We start from the raw sequence: 19,876 nt of genomic DNA on the forward strand, positions 1-19,876 counted from the left end.
GCCCACGCGGCACCTGCTAAGTTGCGTCCTTGCCATTCCGTTGCCGCAGGGGAACCTCATGCTTCGCCGCCATCTCATCGCCGCACTCGCGCTGACCAGCACCCTGCTGGCGCTCCCCACCATCGCCGCCGAGCAGAGCAAGCCCACGCCGACCGCGAAGGAATTGCTGGCCAAGTCCACATCGGCCGAGTGGCGCACACCCGATCCGCAGAACCTGATCTTCATGCAGCTGCCGACCGGCCGCGTGGTGATCGAGCTGGCGCCGGACTTCACTCCGCTGCACGCGGCGAACATCCGCACCCTGGTGCGCCAGCACTACTTCGACGGGCTGGCGATCATCCGGGTGCAGGACAACTTCGTCACCCAGTGGGGCGACCCGAACGACGATGACAACGGCGACAAGAGCAAGATTCGTCCGCTGGGCAAGGCCAGCAAGACGCTGCCGCCGGAGTTCACCCGCCCGATCGATCCGAAACTGGCGTGGACCGCGCTGCCGGATGGCGACGTGTACGCACCCGAAGTCGGTTTCTCCGAAGGCTTCCCGGCCGCACGCGATCCGGCCAGCGGGCAGGAGTGGCTGACTCACTGCTATGGCGCCGTCGGCGTGGCGCGCGACGTTGCTCCAGAGACTGGCAACGGCAGTTCGCTGTACGCGGTAATCGGCCAGGCGCCGCGCCGGCTGGATCGCAATCTCGCGATCGCCGGCCGCGTGCTGGAAGGCATGCCGCTGCTGTCCGGCCTGCCGCGCGGTGCCGAGCCGATGGGCTTCTACACCAAACCGGCGCAGCGCATCACCATTGGGTCGGTCCGGCTTGCCGCCGATATCCCGGCCAAGGATCGTCCGGCGCTGGAAGTGCTGCGCACCGACAGTCCCACCTTTGCGGCGCTGATCGAGGCCAAACGCAATGGCCACAACGCGTTCTATGCCTTGCCGGCCGGCAAGGTCGACCTGTGCAGCATCGACGTGCCGGTACGCGAGCCGACACCGGCGGCCAAGGCCGCGCACTGATGTCCGCAGGTAGCCGGCAAACATTCTGTTCAGCCGCGTCGGTTACCTTGCCAATCATGTGGTCCACTGCGGAAATCGTGGCATGGCGTTGAACGACACCCTGAGCTTTCTGCGTGCGTGGCTGCGCGATCCGCGAGGGATCGGCGCGGTCACGCCATCCGGGGCTGCGCTGGCCCGGCTGATGACCGCCCACGTCAGCCAGCTGGATGGCCCGGTGATCGAACTGGGACCCGGCACCGGTGCGCTGACCCGTGCGCTGCTGGCACGCGGCGTGCCACCGCACCGGCTCGCACTGATCGAAGCCGATCCGCATTTCGCCGACGCACTGGCCAAGCGCTATCCGAACGCCACCATCTTGCGCATGGATGCTGCGCAGCTTGGAGAGACCGAGTCATTGTTCGGCGAAGAGCGTGCCTGCGCCGTGGTCAGCGGCCTGCCGCTGCTGTCGATGCCAGCCAGTCAGGTCGAAGCAATCGTGCAAGGCGTGTTCGAGCGCCAGCTGCGCAGCGACGGCATGTTCTACCAGTTCACCTACGGCCCGCGCTGCCCGTTGCCGGCCGCCCTGCTCAAGCGCCTGAACCTGCAGGCGCAACGTGTCGGCAGCGCCCTGCTGAACCTGCCACCCGCCGCGGTTTACCGGATCAGCCGACGCGCGGGCGTCCAGGTCGCTGCCTGACGCAGATCTGCGTCAGCGCACCATGCCGTTGGCCAGCGAATCTGCTCGCATGTGTCTCCGCAGCGTGAATCACGGCTGAGCGCACACCCCGTTGCATACATAACTTTCCCACGCGCTCCGCTATCTCTTGAGCCCTGTCTCCCGGAATGCGTCAAGTTTCGGGCCACTCGTCGAACCAGGAGCAAGGATGAAGCGCAGCCGAAAAATCGCGAGCTGGATCGCAGGCGTGCTGCTGACGCTGATTGTGGTGCTGCTGATCGTGATCGCCACGTTCGACTGGAACCGCATGAAGCCGTTCATCAGCGACAAGGTGAGCCAGGCTATCGGCCGCCCGTTTGCGATCAACGGCGACCTCAGCGTGGACTGGCAGCGTGACCGGACCAGCAGCTGGCTCGGCTCGCTGCTGCCATGGCCGGAATTCACTGCGAAACAGATCACCATCGGCAACCCCGACTGGGCCGCGCAGCCGCAGTTCGCCCAGCTCGATGCGCTGCAATTCCGCCTTTCGCCGCTGGCGCTGCTGGCCCATCGCATCGAAGTGCCTACGCTGCAGCTCGTGCACCCGACCATCGACCTGGAGCGCGACAAGCAGTCGCGCGCCACCTGGGACTTCGTGCTGCCGCAAAGTACCGAGCCTTCCGCATGGTCGTTGGCGCTGGGCCGGATCGGCTTCGATCGTGGCCAGATCACGCTGGATGATGCGGCCAGCGCAGTGAAGCTGCAGGTGACGGTGGAGCCGCTGCAAGGCGCCATTCCTTACGACCAGATCGTGGCACAGCAGTCGAGCGATGCGCGCGAGCAGGCCGGCAAGTCGGCTGGCGCCGGCGCCAAGAAAGCACTCGACCGTGCCGCCGCCAGCGACAAGACCGCTGCCACGACCACGGTTGGCAACGCCAAATCCTCGACTGTCTACCTGTTCGGTTGGGAGGCTGCAGGCAGCTACAAGGGCACGCCGATCAAGGGCCATGGAAAAACCGGCGGCGTACTCGCCCTGCAGAACACCAGCGATCCGTTTCCGGTGCAGGCCGACATGCAGATCGGCGACAGCCATATTGCCCTGGTCGGCACGCTCACCGATCCGGCGCATCTGGGTGCACTCGATGTGCGCTTGTGGTTCTCCGGCTCCAGCATGGCCAAGCTGTATCCGATCACCGGCATCACCCTTCCCGACACGCCGCCGTATGCCACCGAAGGCCATCTGCAGGCCGAACTGCATCGCCATGGCAGTCGCTTCAGCTACCAGGATTTCCGCGGCCGCGTCGGCAGCAGCGACCTCGCCGGCAACCTGCTGTTCGTCACTGGCGGAAAGCGCCCGAAATTGAGCGGCGACCTGCACTCCCAGCTGCTGCAGTTCGCCGATCTGGCGCCGTTGATCGGTGCCGATTCGAATGCCGAAAAACAGCAGCGTGGCGACGGCACCTTGCAACCTTCCGACAAGGTGCTGCCGGTGGAGCCGTTCCGCACCGAGCGCTGGAGTGCGATGGATGCGGACGTGAACTTCACTGGCGCGCGCATCCTGCACGGCGAGGCGCTGCCGATCGATTCGCTCAGCACGCATCTTGTGATGAACAATGGCGCGCTCTACCTCGATCCCTTGCGCTTCGGACTGGCGGGCGGCTCGGTGCGCAGCAATATCACGCTCGATGGGAGCCAGACGCCGATGCGCGGTCTGCTGAAACTCGATGCCCGACATCTCAAACTCAAGCAGCTGTTCCCAACCTTCGGACCGATGGAGACAAGCTTTGGCGAGATCAACGGCGACGTGACGCTCGACGCCCGCGGCAATTCGGTCGCCGCCCTGCTCGGCGGTGCCAATGGCGAGCTGAAGCTGCTGATGAACGACGGCGCGATCAGCAGAAACCTGCTGGAGACCGCCGGCCTCAACGTGGGCAACATCGTCATCGGCAAACTCTTCGGCGACAAGACAGTGAAGATCAACTGCGCCGCCAGCGACATGACCGCCAAGGATGGCCTGTTCGACATGCGCCTGTTCGTGTTCGACACCGACGACGCCGTGATCAATGTGGACGGCACGGTGAACTTCGCCAACGAGAAACTCGATCTCGACGTGAAACCGCATACCAAGGGTTTCCGCGTGTTCTCGCTGCGCTCGCCGCTATATGTGCACGGCACGCTGAAAAACCCCGACGTGGGCGTGCACGCCGGCCCACTGCTGGCACGTGGCGCCGGCATGGTCGCGCTCGGCGTGGTCGCCGCTCCCGCCGCCGCGCTGCTGGCGCTGGTGTCGCCGAGCCATGGCGACAACGGCGACAACACTTGCCGCACCGTCCTGCAGCAGCTGCGCAGCACCGACAAGATGATGCCGTCTGCGGGAAAGACCTCGGCATCCAAAAAGCAGGGCAAGAAATAGATCAGCCGAACGCGTGTCGATGAAAGTGATGGGCGGAGCGGGCAGGCCGCGCCTAGAATGCGGCTCCCCTCTTTCTGTGAAAGCTCCATGCAACCCGTCAATCAGGCCCGCCTGCAGATCCACTTCTGCGTGCTGCTATGGGGCTTCACCGCGATCCTCGGCAAGCTGATCACGCTGCCGGCGTTGCCGCTGGTGTGGTGGCGCATGTTGCTGGTGGTGGTCGCGTTGCTGCTGATGCTGAAAGTCTGGCGCGGCTTGCGCGCGATGCCGGCCCGACTGATCTGGGCGTATGCCGGCATCGGCGTGCTGGTGTCGTTGCACTGGCTCACTTTCTACTCGGCGATCAAGTTGTCCAACGCCTCGGTCGGTGCCACCTGCATTGCGCTGGGACCGGTGTTCCTGGCGTTCATCGAGCCGTGGATCGCCAAGCGCAAGTTCGATCCGCGTGAGCTGATGATCGGCGTGGCCGTGGTACCGGGTGTGATGATGGTGGTCGGCGGCGTGCCGCATGACATGCGCCTGGGCATTGCGGTGGGTGTGCTGTCGGCGCTGTTCGTGGCGCTGTTCGGCTCGCTCAACAAGCGGCTGGTCGAGCACGGTGATCCGCTCACGGTGACCGGCATCGAACTGGGCACCGGCACGATCTTTCTCACCGCGCTGGCACCACTGCTGCCGCACACCGGCCCGGCCTTCATGCTGCCGAATCTGCACGATGCGCTGCTGCTGCTGGCGCTGTCGTTCGGTTGCACGTTGCTGCCGTTCACGCTGGCGCTGGTCGCGCTGCGCCACATGAGCGCGTTCGGCACGCAGATGGTGACGAACCTGGAGCCGGTCTATGCGATCGTGCTGGCGATCCTGCTGCTGGGCGAACAGCATCAGCTGGATCGCTGGTTCTACGTCGGCGTGGTGGTGATCCTCGCCGCCGTGTTCGTGCACCCGCTGCTCAATCGTCGGCAGCGCAGCACGAAGCAACCCGAACTGCTGGGCACCAGCGAAAGTCACAGCATGGTCGACTGACGGATCTGTCAGTTGCGAGCGAGTTGCTCGCGCAAATGGTCGATGAAGCTGCGCACTTTCGCTGGCGGCTGTTTGCCGGGATAGACCGCATGGATGCCGCCTTCGGGCAATCGATACTGCGCCAGCAACGCCACCAGCCGCCCGCTGCGAATGTCTTCCTCGGCCAGATAATCTGGCAGTACGCCCACACCAGCACCAGCCAGCACCATCGCGCGCACCGCGGCCGCATTGTTCGCCTGTGCCACTTGTCGCATGCGCACGCTGCGCCGCTTGCCGCCACTACTGACGAAGGTCCAGCGCAAGGGCGTGGCCAGCACCGACATCGCGATCCAGCCATGCGCGGCCAGATCCTCCGGTCGACGCGGCGTGCCGTGTTCTGACAGATACGCCGGCGCGGCTACCACCAGCTGACGGAAACTGCCCAGTCGAGCGGCGTGCATGCTGGAGTCGCGCAGCCAGCCGAGGCGTATGGCCAGATCGAAGCGCTCGGCGATCAGGTCGTTGATCCGGTCGCCAATCACCAGATCGACCTGCACTTGCGGGTGCAACTGACAGAAACTCGCCAGCGCCGGCGCCACCACCGCCATGCCGTAATCGGTCGAAGTGGTGATGCGCAATGTGCCGCTGGGCGTGTCGCGATTGCCACCGACCCGGTCGATCGCCGCCTCGGCATCGGCGAGCAGGCGCATGCAATCGATGTGGAAGCTGATGCCGGCCTCGGTCAGCGACATCCGACGCGTACTGCGCAGCAGCAGTGTCACGCCCAGCTCACGCTCCAGCTTCGCCAGATGCTGGCTGACCATCGCCTTGGTCAGCCCCAGCTGTTCGGCCGCCGCAGTGAACGAACCGGCACGCACCAAGGCAACGAATACCGCCAGTCGGTTGAGATTGACTTCGCTTGCCATGATTCCCACTGTCAATTATGGATTTACAGTGAATTATGCATTGAGCGATTTATCAAACCAATGACCAGGCGCATGCTTCCCCCCGTCAGCCGCCAACCCTCCGTTGCGCGGCACACCTCGACCCGGAGCCATCCATGAAAATCGCACTGTTCGGCGCCACCGGCCATCTCGGCCAGGGCATTCTCGAAGAAGCGCTGTCGCGCGGTTACGACGTGACCGCGATCGTGCGCGATCCGGCGCGGCTCACCCAGCGCAACGACAAGCTGAAGGTCATCACCGGCGACGTCGCACAACCGGCGAGCTGGCTCGATACCGTGCGCGGCGCCGATGCCGTGGTGGCCAGTCTGTCCGCCCGCCGCGACGGCAATCCCGACAGCGTGCCTGCCAATGCCAGCGTGTTGCTGGACAACCTGCCGAAGGCTGGCGTGAAGCGCCTGCTGTGGGTAGGTGGAGCCGGCTCGCTGGAAGTGGCGCCGGGCGTCAAGGTGATCGACGACCCGCATTTCCCCGACGCCTGGAAGCCGGAAGCGAATGCACAGGGCAAGGCACTGGATGTGTTCCGCGCCAGCAAGGCCGACGTGGACTGGACCTATATCAGTCCGGCTGCCTTGATCGAGGACGGCGAACGCAGCGGCAAGTACCGCGTCGGCGGCGACCAGTTGCTGGTCGATGGCAACGGCGTCAGCCGCATCACCGTTCCCGACTACGCGGTCGCCCTGCTCGATCGTATCGAGAAGCACGACGCGCTGCGCCAGCGCATCACGGTCGCCTACTGAGCGAAGCTGCAGGTCACTCAGGCAGCTGCGCGGGATCGGCAGCACGGGTTCAAGCTCGGCGTGGCGGTGTCCTAGCGGCACCGCACGCTGCCGGATCAATGACCGCAGCAAGACGCCTGCAACTGCACCGGCGGACACGGCACGCTGCCGTACGAACAGAACACGCAGCAGTCGCCGGGTTTGGGCCGCAGCAGTTCGCCACACTCCGCACAGTCGTAAAAGAACTGGCAGGCGTTGGTCGGCATTGTCTCGGTGACCTGATGGCCGCAATGCGGACAGGTCAGCGTGCTCTGCAGGATCATGTCAGTGGCCATATGCTGGATTGACGGCTGCGCTACCGAATCAGTGGCGGGCTCGACCTGTTCAACCGTCCTTGTCCGTCAACACTGGAGCGAATCCGCCACCCGGAGTCCGGAAATTGGTGGTCTGGCCTTGATAGATGCGTGCGGCGTAGAGCAACACTTCCCCTCGATAGGCATAGCAGCGGATGTCAACCTTGAAGGGAGCCGCCTTTGCTCCGGCAAGACGTTCGCTGGGCGTCACGATTTCCTGCGCCACGTAGTTGGCGCTGGCGATGTCGTCCCATACCCGGCGCGTGAGCTTGTCGCCACGGTAGGAGGCCTTGCTGCCGAAGCCCGCTGCTGGCTTGAAGAAATGACGGCGCCGTTCGGCCCACATGCTGTCGCGGTTCTGCGCTGTCAGCAGGCGAGTCTCAGGAACGGCCGCGCTCAAAGTCGCTGTCGAGGTCGCACTTGTGCCAGCCGATTCCAGAAAATCGCGATGGCCGAGCAAGCTCAGATTGCGTTTGTCCGCGTACAGCGCGTGCGCGCGTGGATGCGGGCTGACGGCTACTGCGCCAGCCAGATAAGCCGTGCGCATGACGGCATGCGCAGGCTGCTGCAACGCAAAGTCAGTCAGCCGGTTGTAGATCAGATCGACCCGGTTGTCGCCCAGCCACAGGTGGTCGTGCCTGAGCAGCAGTTCCTCGGGCGCGCAAATCTCGGCGCGGTATCCATGCTGGCGAAAGAGTTCGCGAAACAGTACGAATTCCGCATAAAGGTATTGCTGTTTCGGCGATTCATCGACGATAGCCACGAAGCCCATCGGCGCGGAGCCACGTTGCTGCTGCCACTCGGCCAGCATGCATTGCCATACCGCATCGTCCACCCGCGCTGCGTCGGTAGGTGGCCTGGTCGTCCTGGGCATGCACGCACGCTGCGCCTGCCCGAGTAGCGCATTGAGCAAGACGCCGCCCGGATTGGTGTTGATCTCGATGAGCTGCGGACCATTCATGCCCAGATGGAAATCCAGCCCGAGCAGTCCGCCCGGCGAGCCTGGATCGAAGCGGGCGATTTCCGGCGCCCATGCCAGCACGGCCGACTGGTAGGCCGGCAACGCGGTCACCTCCTCGACCGCGGCGACCACGCTCGCCATTTGCTCGATCTGCCGGCGTGAAACGTAGACAGGTAGAGCCGAGAACAAATGAGGATGCGAGTCGGCCAGTGCAGCGGGCAGCCCATGATTGGCAAGCACGGCGTCCAAGGATGCATGCAGTGCCTGCGGGTCGACGGCTACGCAGAAGCACTCGCTATTGAGCGCCTCGATCGACGCACCGGATGCACAGTCGGCGACGCACGATTCCGCAGCCATCGGAAATGGCGGCTGGTTCACGGCGCGACGCTCGACAGGGTCACTCGGCTTGATCCCGAAACGATGGAAAACCCCATCATACGACCAGGTTTGCATGGTCGTTAAGGCGCCGCACGCACACGATGATGACTGCCATCAGGATGATGGCTGGTGGCGCCAAACCTGAGCGGCAAATCAACCCGCCATGAGTTCGGTCACGACACCATCGCGACCGCGACTCTTGGCCTGATACAGCGCGGCATCTGCACGCCGGATGAGATCTTCGACCGACGCCGGTTCCTGTCCGACCCAGACCATGCCGATGCTGAGGGTCACCGCGAACTGTTGCCCGTTCCACTCATGCAGCATGTCGCTCACGGCGACCTGGATGGCGCGCATGCGCTGCTCGGCATCGGCGCGACCGATACCCGGAAGCAGCATCAGGATCTCTTCGCCACCGTAGCGGCCCAGTCGGTCGCCATCGCGCACGTGCGACTGCAGATGCCGGGCAATCGCCAGCAGCGCTGCATCACCCGCCTGATGACCCAGCGTGTCGTTGATGCGCTTGAAATGATCCGCGTCGATCAGTCCGACGGCCAGTCCAGGCTCCATCCGAACGTGCGGCTCCAGCTGGGCTTCCAGCTCATCGAGGATCGCCCTGCGGTTGTAGAGCCCGGTGAGACTGTCGTGAGTGGCCTGGTAGTAGAGCTCGGCGCGAGCCAGTTCCAGTTCATGCTTTTCTTCAGTGAGCTCGATGGTGCGCCCAGCCACCATCGTTTCCAGCCGCCGGTTCTGACGCAGCAGTCGGCGCGAATGCCTGCGCCAGCTGAGCGCCACGATCAGCGCCAGCAGCAACAGCCCAAGCAGGCAGGCCCACCAAGTCAGCCACCACGGCGGGGGAATCCTGAAATCGAAATACGCCGAGGGTGAAACCGTCCGATGGTCGTCGTCGATGGCCTGGATTTCGAGGCGATAGTCGTCCGATGGCAGACCGGTCAGATTGATGATGTTCGATGCGGTCTCGATCCAGTCGGAGCCCTGCAAACGGTAACGAAAACGTGGCAGGCCACCGGAGTATCGGCCCAGCAGGGCGAAGCGCACGGTCAATGCGGCGTGGTTGCCATCGATGCGTACGCTGTCACCCTCGCTCACCGGCTGCGCGCCATGCATCGCCGAGGTGATCATCACCTTGCGCGGACTGCGCACCATCATCGCTTCCGGATGCATGACATGGCTCACGCCGATGGCCGAGCCGATCCAGACCGAACCGTCATGGTCCTCGAAGAAGGCGTTCTGGCTGGTTTCATCCCATAGCAGGCCATCGTCCTGCGACAGATGCGTCCAGTGCTGGCCGTCGAAGATGTCCACGCCACCACCGCCGCCGACCCAGATCCATCCGCGATGATCACGCCGCACGAAATACACCAGCGTGTTGTCCAGCCACGTGTCCGCTACCTGGGTGGGGACAAGCTGATCGCCATGGACCACAGCGTGGAAAAGTCCCGGCTCGTTGACACCCAGCCAGAGGCTGCCATCCGTATCCACCGCGACGGCGCTGAACCCGGAAGCCATGGTTTTCCGACCCATCGACATGCGGGCCCAACGCCCATTGGCATAGCGCAGTACGCCTTCGTTGCAGGCAAACCACAGCGTGCCGTCGTCGCCTTCGGCGATATCCGAGCATTGCTGGTCGGTAGTCTGTGCCGCGGGGATGCGCTGGGCCGGCGCACCGGCGTTGTCGATGCGGTAGATGCCATTGACCGTAGCGATCCACAGGCGCCCTTGCCGATCGAAATGCAGCAGCTTGACGAAGGCGGGCAACTGCGCCGCCAGTGTGGTGCGATGACTGACCGGGTCATAACGCAGCACGCGGTGGTCGTAGAGCCCGGCCCAGATCGCGCCATCCGGGGCCTTGGCCAGCGTCAGTATCTGGCGCGGCGCCGGCGTGAACTGCAACGGCCAGGGCCGCAGGCGCGTCTCGCCTTCCGTCAACACGCTGCCGCCCAGCTCGTTGCCGAACCACATGTGCTGCTGATCGAAGCGCAGGATCGACCAGTTCGGCACGCTCTCGAAACCTTGCCCGCGACCCCAGCCATGGATCAGCCCGTAACCGTTCCAGCGCGCGATTCCGCGCCCGTAGGTGCCCAGCCAGAGCGTGCCCTGCGTGTCGAACAGCAACGTGGTGATTTCGATGTCGGGCAGTCCGTTGGTGCTGTCGATCATCTTCCAGCCCGCACCTTCCCAGCGGGCCAGACCGCGATTCGTCGGTGTGAGGATGCGCCCCTGCGGATCCTCGAGCAGGCTGCCGTTGTCACTGACCACGCCCATGTCGGTTTCGGGCACATCACGCGCCGTGAAGCGCGTCGTCCCCGCCAGCAGGGCGCGCACATGGTGCACACCGCGCAGCCACAATGTGCCGTGCCGGTCCAGCAGCACCCCGGACCAGCTGTCTGCCGGCACGCCCTGCGCAGAGCCATACAGCACGACTTTCCCGGCTGCATCGACATCGCATAGCGAGGTATCGCAGCCCAGCCACAGATGACCCTGCGAGACGTACACCGCGGTGATCTTTCGCAGTTGCGGAACACTGGCCAGCTGCGCAGTGTCGAACATCGGCCGCAATTGCCAAGGCTGTGTACCGCTCCCTCCGGAAAGCACCCACAACTGATCGCCGCGAACCAGCAGCAACCTTCCATCGTCCAATGCTGCCATCTGGCGTCCAACATCGACGACCAGCGGCTTGCCCTGCGGCTCGACCTTGCTGAAGTGCAGACCATCGCCGACGCGCAATCCTGACTGGGTAGCCACCCACAGACGATCGATCTGTGCGTTCTGCGCGAGAGTGGTGATGTATTCGCCTTGCTCGAATCCCTGCGCAGCACCCATTCGCCCGAAGCTGCTGCCGTCGAACCGGTACAGGCCCATCTCCGTGCCGGCCCAGACAAAGCCGCGCTGATCCTGCAGCAGCGCGCTGACGGACTGGCTCTCGAGCCCCGCCTTGCGGTCATATGTCTGCAGAGAGTACTGCTGCGACCACGCCGGCAGACTCGCCAGCGCCAGCAACACGGCCATCAGCACGAGCCGGTAGCGCTCCTTGCTCCACATCAACAACGTCCCTCTCCATCGTGCAGCCCAAGGCTTGCGTATCCTTTACGCAAGCACGCACTGTGCCATGTTGGCGTGCCACCTGCAGTTATAGCCCAATGAGCCCACAAAGGCTGGCATCCGATGTCACGGAGCCTCCGACAAGCTGGGCACCTGGAGACAACGCATGGCCTATCCGGTCACCGCGAGGTAGCGGAAGACGCTCCGATTGCCGGGCTGGCGACACTTGCAGCAGTAACCGGCATCGCCATGCCCTGCGTTTTCGTGCCCGTATCCATTGGCATGTCTTCATCCGGCGGCGCCCTGGCCACGATGTCCTTGTATTGCGCCGGTGTCATGTCTGGCAATTTTTGCAGGAACGCCACCATGCTCCAGATCGTGGCGTCGTCGTGACTGAAACCCCACGCCGGCATCGCGCTCATCTTGATGCCGTGCTTGATCACCCAGAACGCATCCTTCGGATCGATCCGCATTTGCGACAGATTCGGCGGCTGCGGATACAGGCCGGGGCGGATTTCGGAGTCTTCCCTGCCGGGGGCGAGGTGGCACTCGGTACACATCGCTGCATACTGCCCGGCACCTTTCAGTATCAGTTGCGGATCGTTGAGGTCGGGTACGGCGAGGTCTTTCGAACGCGAATGGATGGAATGTTCGCGCAGGGTTTGCATGATCGCGGAGACCGGCCTGGTGTGGTGGTCGTCGGCGCCGATGTTGTAGAGGCCAGAGCAGACGAAGGCCACCGCGCCGATGACCAGCAGGCCCAGCGTGATCGCCACGGTGATGAGATATTTCGCGGGCTGCTGCATGGTCGTTCCCCTTCAGAACCAGAGGCGCACGCCGGCAACGATCTGCCGGTCGAGCACAGGTTGATGATCCTGCCGCGCATAGTCGGCGGTGGTGCCGATGCGGCGCACCCAGTTCATTCCGACATACGGTGCGAACTGCCGCCGGATCTCGTAGCGCAGACGCAGGCCGAACCGGACGTCGGACACGCCACTGCCGATCCGGCGCTGCGGATCGTTCTTGCCGTACAGATTGATCTCCGCCTCCGGCTGCAGGATCAGACGCTGGGTGAACAGCATGTCGTAGTCGGCACGCAAGCGGGCCGCCGTGCGACCGGAAGCTCCCACGTAGCCCGTCGCCTCCACGTCGAACCAGTACGGCGCCAGGCCTTGCACGCCAAACGCCGCCCACGTGCGCTTGGGCCCTTCACCCAGTTCCTGGCGGCCACCGAGTTGAGTGCTCCAGAACGTGGCGACGTTGTGGTTCCAGAACGCTTCGAGGTCGCCGTCTTCCAGCATGCCACGGCTGCGCTCACCTTCGCTGCGTACCCACAGCTTGTTCTCGTCGTTGCCGTACCAGCCTTCGGCTTCCCAGCCCTGACCGTTCGCATCGCGACCATGAAAGGCTTCCAGCTGATCGACCAGCAACATGCCGGACGGCGTGCTGCCGTGCATGTGCAACATGTGTACGGGGCTGCCCGCGACGCCGTCCGAATAGTCGCCGCTGCGTGCATCCGCTGGCGCGTTGCCGCCCTGCATCGGTCCCATCATGCCCTGCGTCGAGCCCACGGCTTGGGTAGCAGCGTGCTTCATACCGGGCATCGAACCATGATCCATGTCTGATATGGCGGCGGGCGTGGCGGGCATCGTGCCGTGATCCATTCCCGGCGTGGCACCGTGATCCATGTCGGTCATCTCATGGGACGAAGAGGCCGGCGCGGCAGGCGCGTGTTTTTTCTTCGCCTTCTTGCCGGGCGTTTTCGCTGCAGGCTTGGTGGTGCCGCCAGCTGTCGTCGGCATCGCCATGCCGGGCATGCTGGCGTGATCCATCCCCGGCATGGCGCTCATGTCCATCGGCGCCGTACTGCTCGACGCGGCAGGAACACTCTGCGCCGATATCGCCAGCGGCAATGCCAGCAGCAGTGCGGCCAACAACGCGGAGCGAAGTGGAACAAATGAGGTGTTGCGGCGATTCATTTTCATGACACCACCACCTCGCGGAACATGCCCGCCTCCATGTGATACATCAGATGGCAGTGGTAGGCCCAGTGGCCGGGATTGTCGGCCGATACCGCGTAGCTGATGCGCTGCGCCGGTTGCACGTTGATGGTGTGCTTGCGCACCTGGAACTGGCCTGCAGGATTCTCCAGCTCGCTCCACATGCCATGCAGATGAATCGGATGATTCATCATGGTGTCGTTGACCAGCACGATGCGCAGCCGCTCACCGCTATTGAAATGCACCGGCTTGGCATCGGCGTACTTGATGCCGTCGAACGACCAGATGAAACGCTCCATGTTGCCGGTCAGGTGCAACTCGATCTCGCGACCAGGTTCGCGCACATCGATCGGGCCGCCAAGGGTGTGCAGGTCGGCGTAGGTCAATACACGACGGCCATTGTCGCGCAGACCGATGCCCGGATCGTCGAGGTTGGTGCGCGGCATGTCGACATGCATGTCGACGCCGGGATTGCGGTATTCGGTACGAGCGTGATGCACCACCGGCGCGCCACCCATGTCCATCCCGGCCATGCCGCCATGCGCGGAGCCGCCCATGCTCATCGCACCCATCATGTCCTGCATGGCCAGCCACTGGATCGGATCAGGCTTGGGCACCTCCGCTTCCATGCCGGCGCGCGGCGCGAGCGTGCCGCGGGCGTAACCGCTGCGATCGATCGACTGTGCGAACAGCGTATAGGCACGCTCGTCTTGCGGCTCGACGATGACGTCGTAAGTCTCGGCGACGGAGATGCGGAACTCGTCGACTGCTACCGGCTCGACGTCCTGGCCATCGGCCGAGATCACCGTCATCTTCAGGCCCGGAATGCGCACATCGAAGATCGTCTGCGCCGAGCCGTTGATGAAGCGCAGGCGGATCCTTTCGCCGGGCTTGAAAATGCCGGTCCAGTTGCCAGCCGGCACCGCACCATTCATCAGGTAGGTATAGGTGTAACCCGAGACGTCGCCGAAATCGGTCGGGTTCATGCGCATCTCGTTCCACATCTTGCGCATCGCCAGCGCCTGACGCAGGCCTTTCGCGCTGACGTCGCGGAAGAAATCCGGAACCGTGGGCTGCGCGAAGTTGTAGTAGTCGCTCTGCTTCTTCAGCTTGGCGTAGATGCGCTCGGGGTTCTCATCGGTCCAGTCGTTGAGCATCACCACGTAGTCGCGATCGGTCGGATAACGCTCGGGGCCCGCCGGCTCGATCACCAGCGGACCGTAGAGGCCGGTCTGCTCCTGGTAACCCGAGTGCGAGTGGTACCAGTACGTGCCTGACTGGCGCACCTGGAACTGGTAGACGAAGGTTTCGCCGGGCGCAATGCCATCGAAGCTGAGGCCCGGCACGCCATCCATGCCGGTCGGCAGGATGATGCCGTGCCAGTGGATCGAGGTCGGCATGTGCTGCAGCCGATTGGTGACGCGCAGGGTGACCGTGGTGCCTTCCTTCCAACGCAGGATCGGCCCGGGAATGCTGCCGTTGATGGTGGTCGCCAGCCGCGTCTTGCCGGTGTAGTTGACCGGCACCTCGACGATGTCCAGCGCAAAATCGGTACCGCTCAAGACCGTGGGGTGGCCCGGGCTGGTCAGCGCCCACACGTTCGAAGGCCGCAGCAGACCCAGATCGGCCGCCGCACCACCCAAGGCCACGCCCTGGACAAAACGCCGCCGCGACAGATCAGTCGCCGGCGACGGGGAAAATGATTTCATGGAATCTCTCCATCGGGGAAAGCACCGGCAACCGATGCCGGTCACACGCGCCTGCGGTGCTCGCCGCGGTACGGGTGAGCATGGCCGAGGCCCATCGCAATCAGCGGAAGTCAGCCGGCCGGAGGTCGCAACAGCGGCGCGTGGACGCCGCCGGGTGGTGCCGCGAATCGCGCAGCGAGTTGCACGCCGGCCAAGGCCATCGGAGCGAGTTCGACCATGGCCACGACTGGCAATGCGCTGCCGCACACAGCCGTGCAGTGGCAAGCATTTGCCGATCCTTGCCGACCATGACTCTGGTCGCCGCAACAATCGGCATCGACCGACATGGCGTGCTGGCCGTGCTCGACGACATGCGCCGCAGACCGCGCCGGACCCACCTGATGTGCATCACTACGCATGACCATGACGCCCGGTGCTGCATGCACTGGCGCCACGACAAGAATCAGCCATGCCAACCATGCCAGCGCGCGAAAGCGTGGCGAGCAGGCGAGATGACGAAGCGTGCGGCTCATCGTTGCAGCTTAGGTGCTGCATCGCCTGACCTCAACTCTGGACATGCCTCCATCCGGCTTCGTGCGTGGCGATGTGAACCACGCAACGGGAACCAGCACCTACCCGTCTATACTTGAAGTCCCCGCCCGCCGTGACCGCCATGAATTATCGCCACGCCTATCACGCCGGCAATTTCGCCGATGTTCTGAAACACACCGTACTGCTCGCGCTGATCGAGGCGATGCAAGCCAAGCCGACGCCGTTCTGCTACATCGACACCCACGCCGGCAGTGGCAGCTATCCGCTGGACGGTTTCGAGGCGAAAAAGACCGGCGAGCACAAGGACGGCATCACCCGGCTGCATCCGGCCGAAAAGGTACCGCCGCTGTTGCAGCGCTGGCGCGCCAGCATCCTCGGCGGCGAAGGCAACGAGCAGGGCCTGAAGCATTACCCCGGCTCGCCGCTGCAAGTCGCTCGCCTGCTGCGTCCAGACGACAGCGCGCAGTTGTGCGAGCTGCATACGGAAGAAGCTTCCAAGCTGCGCGATCTGTTTCGCGGCAACCCGCAGGTGCATGTGCATCAGCGCGACGGCTACGAAGCGCTGAAGGCGCTCCTGCCACCGAAAGAGAAGCGCGGCCTGGTGCTGATCGATCCGCCGTACGAAGCACAGGAAGCCGAGTACAAGGTGATCGATAAGGCACTGAAGGAAGCGTTGCTGCGCTGGCCCACCGGCGTCTACGCCGTGTGGTACCCGATCAAGCTGCGCAGCCAGGTACAACCGTTCCTGCGCGGCCTGCAGCGCAGCGATGCGAAACGTGTGCTGCGTGTCGAGCTGCTGGTGCATCCGGACGATTCACCGCTGCGCCTCAATGGCTCGGGCATGGTGATTCTCAACGCGCCATGGAATCTCGACGACGTGTTGCGCGAACCGCTGCGCGCGCTGGCCAGCCTGCTGTCGCAGGAGCGTCCGGCCGAATGGAAACTGGACTGGCTGCTGCAGGAGGGCGCCGAACCCGCCGCACCGAGTCCGCTGCCACCGTCGCGATTGCTGCGACCGGGTACTCCGCCGCCGCGCAGGCGCTGATGTCGCCGGCACGCGCTGTGCAGACGCGGCTTGTTGTAGCGTAACGACCACGGATCACACTTCATCGCACCGCTTCAGGAGTCTGCCATGCGTACCGTCGCCCGCTCCCTGCTCTGCCTGCCCTTCTTGCTGGCGCTGTTGAGCCTGACTGCCTGCGCTCCCGCGCCCATCTACAAGGCGACTGCGCAGGCAACGGTAGCCACGCCTGCCCAGGTCGCGCAATCGCCCGAACGCTATGCCGGCGGCGACGTGATCTGGGGTGGCCGCATCGTGCAGGTGAACAACCTCAGCGATCACAGCGAAGTCGAAATGCTGGCCTACCCGCTGGATGCTTCACAGCGGCCGAAAGCGAGCGACAGCGGCAACGGCCGCTTCATCGTCGTGCTGCCCGGTTACGCGGAGCCACTCGACTACCCCGCCGGCGCGTTGATGACAATCAGCGGCAAGCTCAACGGCAGCCGTGCCGGCAAGGTCGGCGAGGCCAATTACGTGTTTCCGCTGGTCGCGGCGGCGCAGTCGCACGTGTGGACCGCCGACGAGATGAACAAGGGTCGCAACAACATCCACTTCGGTTTGGGTGTGGGCGTCGGCATTCATTGAGTATCTGCGCAGAAACCTGCGCCACCGGTAGACTGGGCGGCCTCATTCTTCAGGATTGAAGTCGCATGTCGTCCGGTCACGCCAACCCCATCAAGGCGATCCTGCTCGCGCTGGGCGCGAACTTCGCCATCTTCGTGACCAAGCTGTTCGCGGCCGTCATCACCGGCTCCGGCGCGATGATGGCCGAGGCCGTGCACTCGCTTGCCGACTGCGGCAATCAGGGTCTGCTGCTGCTCGGCATCCGCCAGGCCAAGCGGCCGCCGTCCGACGAATTCCCGCTGGGCTGGGGCCGCGCGCTGTACTTCTGGTCGTTCCTCGTAGCCATCCTGCTGTTCAGCGTGGGCGGCATGTTTTCGATCTACGAAGGCATCCACAAGCTCACGAATCCGGAACCACTGAAGTGGCCGTGGCTGGCATTGGGCGTGCTGGTGTTCGGCATCGTGGCCGAAAGCTTCTCGATGCGCGGCTGCATGCAGGAAGTGAACAAGGCGCGCGGCTCGCAGAGCCTGTGGACATGGTTCCGCGAAACCCGTTCCAGCGAACTGCTGGTGATCTTCGGCGAAGATCTGGCCGCCCTGATCGGCCTGTGCCTGGCCACGCTGGCGATCGGCCTGACCATGCTCACCGGCAACCTGATGTTCGACGCCGCCGGCACCATCGCGATCGGCGTCCTGCTGATCGTCGTGGCTGTGCTGGTGGCGATCGAGGTCAAGGCGTTGCTGATCGGCCAGGGTATGGAGCCGCAACGCCGCGACGAACTGATGGCGTTTCTCAAAAGCCGCCCCGAAGTCGCCGAAGTGCTGAACCTGATCACCCTGCAGATGGGCCCCGACGTGATGGTGGCAGTGAAGGCGCGCATGCAGCCGGTCGCCAGCGACCGCGCCCTGATCGACGCGATCAACCTTGTCGAGGCGGCGATGAAGGCGGAATTCAGTGACGTGCGCTGGAGTTTCTTCGAGCCGGATATTGCGGACTGATTGGCAAGTCCGCTTCGACCAAACCAAAGATCAGGTTGCGACAACCTTGATGGCTTAGGTTGTCGCCGGGGACGGACTTGGCGCAAATACGCGCAGTGCAACAGCCACTGCGTACCCCAGCACAGCGCCGGAAATCTGCGCGATCACAAAGCCTGTGACATCTTGAGGCCGTATACCCGCAAACGTCTGCGTCAACGCGCGTGCAAGTGTTACGGCCGGATTCGCGAAGGATGTGCTCGCGGTGAACCAGTAGGCAGCGAAGATGTAGCTCGCCACCAGGGCTGGCACAGCCGCTGGCCGGTGACGGCGACCGAGCAGGATGGTCAGCATCAGCCCGAAGGTAGCCACACCTTCGCTGATCCACTGCGGCAACCCCGCGCGAACGTGTATGCCGAGCTGAATCAGTGGCAGGCTGAACATCAGGTGGGCAAGCATCACTCCCGCCACCGCGGCGACCAGTTGCACCACGACATAGGCCAGTGCATCGCGATTGCCGATCTCGCCATGCATGCGCATGACCAGCGTAACCACCGGGTTGAAATGCGCACCCGAGATCGGCCCGAACAACTCGATAAGCACGTAAAGGACGCAGGCTGTCGCGGCAGCGTTCGCCAGCAGAGCGATCGCGTTGTTCCCGTTCGCAAGCGCGACACCCATGATGCCTGAGCCAACCACCGAGGCCAGCAGCAACGAGGTACCGATGAACTCGGCCAGCAATTTGCACCAGAGGTTCATCAGAGCGTTGCCAGAAGTGTTCGGACGCGGGACGCAATGTCGTCGCGAACCGCACGATAGCCGTCATCATCCATGTGCTTCGGATCAGGCAGGCCCCAGTCCTCCCGACGCATAGTCGGCACCCAGGGGCATTCGTCACCGCAACCCATCGTGATCACCGCGTCGAACTCACCCTCAATTTCGCTGAGCGACTTGGAGGCGTGTGCCGTCAGGTCGTAGTCCAGTTCTGCCATGAAACGGACGGCCTTTGGATTGATCAATCCGGAGGGGCGCGATCCCGCACTCAAGGCTTCCACCTGGTCCCCGCCATAGATGTGCGCGAACGCTTCCGCCATCTGGCTGCGATTGGAATTTTCGATGCAGACGAACAGAACGCGTTTCATATCTTCCGCCGTGTGGGTTTGCATACGGTCACGGGATCGCAGCACCCTGCATCCGCCGAATCCGCGCAGCAGTTCTCCGTGAGAAAACCCAGCAGCGCATTCATCTGCTGGTAGTTCGCACGGCACTGGATCACGCGGCCTTGTCGCTCGTCACTGACCATTCCGGCACGACGCAGGATGTGCAGATGATTGGTCAGCGTAGCCCCCGCCAGACCTGTCGCCCCGGCGAGCTCGCCCACGGCCATGCCCGTCTCGCCAGCCTGGACAAGCAGACGAAAAATGTTCAAGCGATGCTCCTGGGCCAGAGCGTTGAGGCACGCAAGTGCGATCTTGGATTTCATATTTCCATAATTATAGAAATATGAAATCAAATCAAGCCCAGGAAATCAGTAGCGAACTGGTCGACGC

At 63.9% G+C, this 19,876-nt stretch carries 18 protein-coding genes and 1 pseudogene; 8 read left to right on the forward strand and 11 right to left on the reverse strand.

Going from position 1 to position 19,876, the window contains the following annotated elements:
• The first annotated feature begins 58 nt into the window (after nt 1-58).
• The 4 genes from IE071_RS07660 (at nt 59) to IE071_RS07675 (ending at nt 5,073) form a co-directional block, all read left to right on the forward strand.
• Nucleotides 59-1,009: a peptidylprolyl isomerase gene (locus tag IE071_RS07660; RefSeq protein WP_189440507.1), complete on the forward strand. Its 951-nt coding sequence runs from the start codon at nt 59-61 to the stop codon at nt 1,007-1,009.
• 82 nt (nt 1,010-1,091) lie between these two features.
• Complete coding sequence (locus IE071_RS07665) at nt 1,092-1,685, forward strand: class I SAM-dependent methyltransferase (protein ID WP_189440508.1); 594 nt, start codon at nt 1,092-1,094, stop codon at nt 1,683-1,685.
• A 187-nt stretch (nt 1,686-1,872) separates the two neighbouring features.
• Nucleotides 1,873-4,056 carry an AsmA family protein gene (locus IE071_RS07670; RefSeq protein ID WP_189440509.1) on the forward strand — a complete coding sequence of 728 codons (2,184 nt, stop codon included), beginning with the start codon at nt 1,873-1,875 and terminating at the stop codon, nt 4,054-4,056.
• 87 nt (nt 4,057-4,143) lie between these two features.
• Complete coding sequence (locus tag IE071_RS07675; RefSeq protein WP_189440510.1) at nt 4,144-5,073, forward strand: DMT family transporter; 930 nt, start codon at nt 4,144-4,146, stop codon at nt 5,071-5,073.
• Nucleotides 5,074-5,081: 8 nt separating this feature from the next.
• Here IE071_RS07675 and IE071_RS07680 read toward each other — a convergent pair whose 3' ends face one another.
• Nucleotides 5,082-5,978, reverse strand: coding sequence for a LysR family transcriptional regulator (locus IE071_RS07680; RefSeq protein ID WP_189440511.1), 897 nt, complete (start codon nt 5,976-5,978; stop codon nt 5,082-5,084).
• 134 nt (nt 5,979-6,112) lie between these two features.
• Here IE071_RS07680 and IE071_RS07685 point away from each other — a divergent pair, with 134 nt between their 5' ends.
• Nucleotides 6,113-6,754 (forward strand): NAD(P)-dependent oxidoreductase, encoded by a 642-nt coding sequence (locus IE071_RS07685; protein ID WP_189440512.1) that lies wholly within the window; start codon nt 6,113-6,115, stop codon nt 6,752-6,754.
• A 95-nt stretch (nt 6,755-6,849) separates the two neighbouring features.
• On the opposite strand, the gene IE071_RS07690 is transcribed toward IE071_RS07685, so the two are convergent.
• The 7 genes and pseudogenes from IE071_RS07690 to IE071_RS07720 form a co-directional block, all read right to left on the reverse strand.
• On the reverse strand, nt 6,850-7,068 hold the full coding sequence (locus IE071_RS07690) for a GDCCVxC domain-containing (seleno)protein (RefSeq protein WP_189440513.1): 219 nt from the start codon (nt 7,066-7,068) through the stop codon (nt 6,850-6,852).
• Nucleotides 7,069-7,117: 49 nt separating this feature from the next.
• Nucleotides 7,118-8,425, reverse strand: coding sequence for a hypothetical protein (locus IE071_RS07695; RefSeq protein ID WP_229792793.1), 1,308 nt, complete (start codon nt 8,423-8,425; stop codon nt 7,118-7,120).
• Nucleotides 8,426-8,578: 153 nt separating this feature from the next.
• The gene (locus IE071_RS07700; RefSeq protein ID WP_189440948.1) at nt 8,579-11,488 is read right to left on the reverse strand and encodes a ligand-binding sensor domain-containing diguanylate cyclase; all 2,910 of its coding nucleotides are present in this window, start codon (nt 11,486-11,488) and stop codon (nt 8,579-8,581) included.
• 275 nt (nt 11,489-11,763) lie between these two features.
• Nucleotides 11,764-12,294: pseudogene (locus tag IE071_RS07705) on the reverse strand (c-type cytochrome); the annotation flags it as partial.
• Between the two features lie 12 nt (nt 12,295-12,306).
• Nucleotides 12,307-13,473, reverse strand: coding sequence for a copper resistance protein B (locus IE071_RS07710; protein ID WP_189440515.1), 1,167 nt, complete (start codon nt 13,471-13,473; stop codon nt 12,307-12,309).
• Nucleotides 13,470-15,197 carry a copper resistance system multicopper oxidase gene (locus IE071_RS07715; protein WP_189440516.1) on the reverse strand — a complete coding sequence of 576 codons (1,728 nt, stop codon included), beginning with the start codon at nt 15,195-15,197 and terminating at the stop codon, nt 13,470-13,472. Before IE071_RS07715 ends, IE071_RS07710 begins: the two co-directional genes overlap by 4 nt.
• Nucleotides 15,198-15,307: 110 nt before the next feature.
• Nucleotides 15,308-15,709: a hypothetical protein gene (locus IE071_RS07720; RefSeq protein WP_189440517.1), complete on the reverse strand. Its 402-nt coding sequence runs from the start codon at nt 15,707-15,709 to the stop codon at nt 15,308-15,310.
• Nucleotides 15,710-15,849: 140 nt separating this feature from the next.
• Between IE071_RS07720 and IE071_RS07725 the strand changes: the two genes are divergently transcribed.
• The 3 genes from IE071_RS07725 to IE071_RS07735 all read left to right on the forward strand — a co-directional run bounded on the left by IE071_RS07725 (nt 15,850) and on the right by IE071_RS07735 (nt 18,350).
• Entirely contained in the window at nt 15,850-16,773 is a 924-nt protein-coding gene (locus IE071_RS07725; protein ID WP_189440518.1) for a 23S rRNA (adenine(2030)-N(6))-methyltransferase RlmJ, read from the forward strand.
• Between the two features lie 87 nt (nt 16,774-16,860).
• Nucleotides 16,861-17,373 (forward strand): Slp family lipoprotein, encoded by a 513-nt coding sequence (locus tag IE071_RS07730; protein ID WP_189440519.1) that lies wholly within the window; start codon nt 16,861-16,863, stop codon nt 17,371-17,373.
• 65 nt (nt 17,374-17,438) lie between these two features.
• A complete protein-coding gene (locus tag IE071_RS07735) occupies nt 17,439-18,350 on the forward strand; it encodes a cation diffusion facilitator family transporter (protein WP_189440520.1) in 912 nt (303 codons plus the stop codon).
• A 54-nt stretch (nt 18,351-18,404) separates the two neighbouring features.
• On the opposite strand, the gene IE071_RS07740 is transcribed toward IE071_RS07735, so the two are convergent.
• The 3 genes from IE071_RS07740 to IE071_RS07750 are packed head-to-tail and all read right to left on the reverse strand — an operon-like array spanning nt 18,405 to nt 19,809.
• Complete coding sequence (locus tag IE071_RS07740; RefSeq protein WP_189440521.1) at nt 18,405-19,085, reverse strand: aquaporin; 681 nt, start codon at nt 19,083-19,085, stop codon at nt 18,405-18,407.
• Entirely contained in the window at nt 19,085-19,468 is a 384-nt protein-coding gene (locus IE071_RS07745; protein WP_189440522.1) for an arsenate reductase ArsC, read from the reverse strand. The genes IE071_RS07740 and IE071_RS07745 overlap by 1 nt, the downstream gene beginning before the upstream one ends.
• Nucleotides 19,465-19,809, reverse strand: a complete 345-nt coding sequence (locus IE071_RS07750; protein ID WP_189440523.1) for an ArsR/SmtB family transcription factor — start codon at nt 19,807-19,809, stop codon at nt 19,465-19,467. Before IE071_RS07750 ends, IE071_RS07745 begins: the two co-directional genes overlap by 4 nt.
• Nucleotides 19,810-19,876 lie beyond the last annotated feature (67 nt).

The sequence above is a fragment of the Rhodanobacter panaciterrae genome (assembly GCF_014651895.1).
Taxonomy (GTDB): Bacteria; Pseudomonadota; Gammaproteobacteria; order Xanthomonadales; family Rhodanobacteraceae; genus Rhodanobacter; species Rhodanobacter panaciterrae.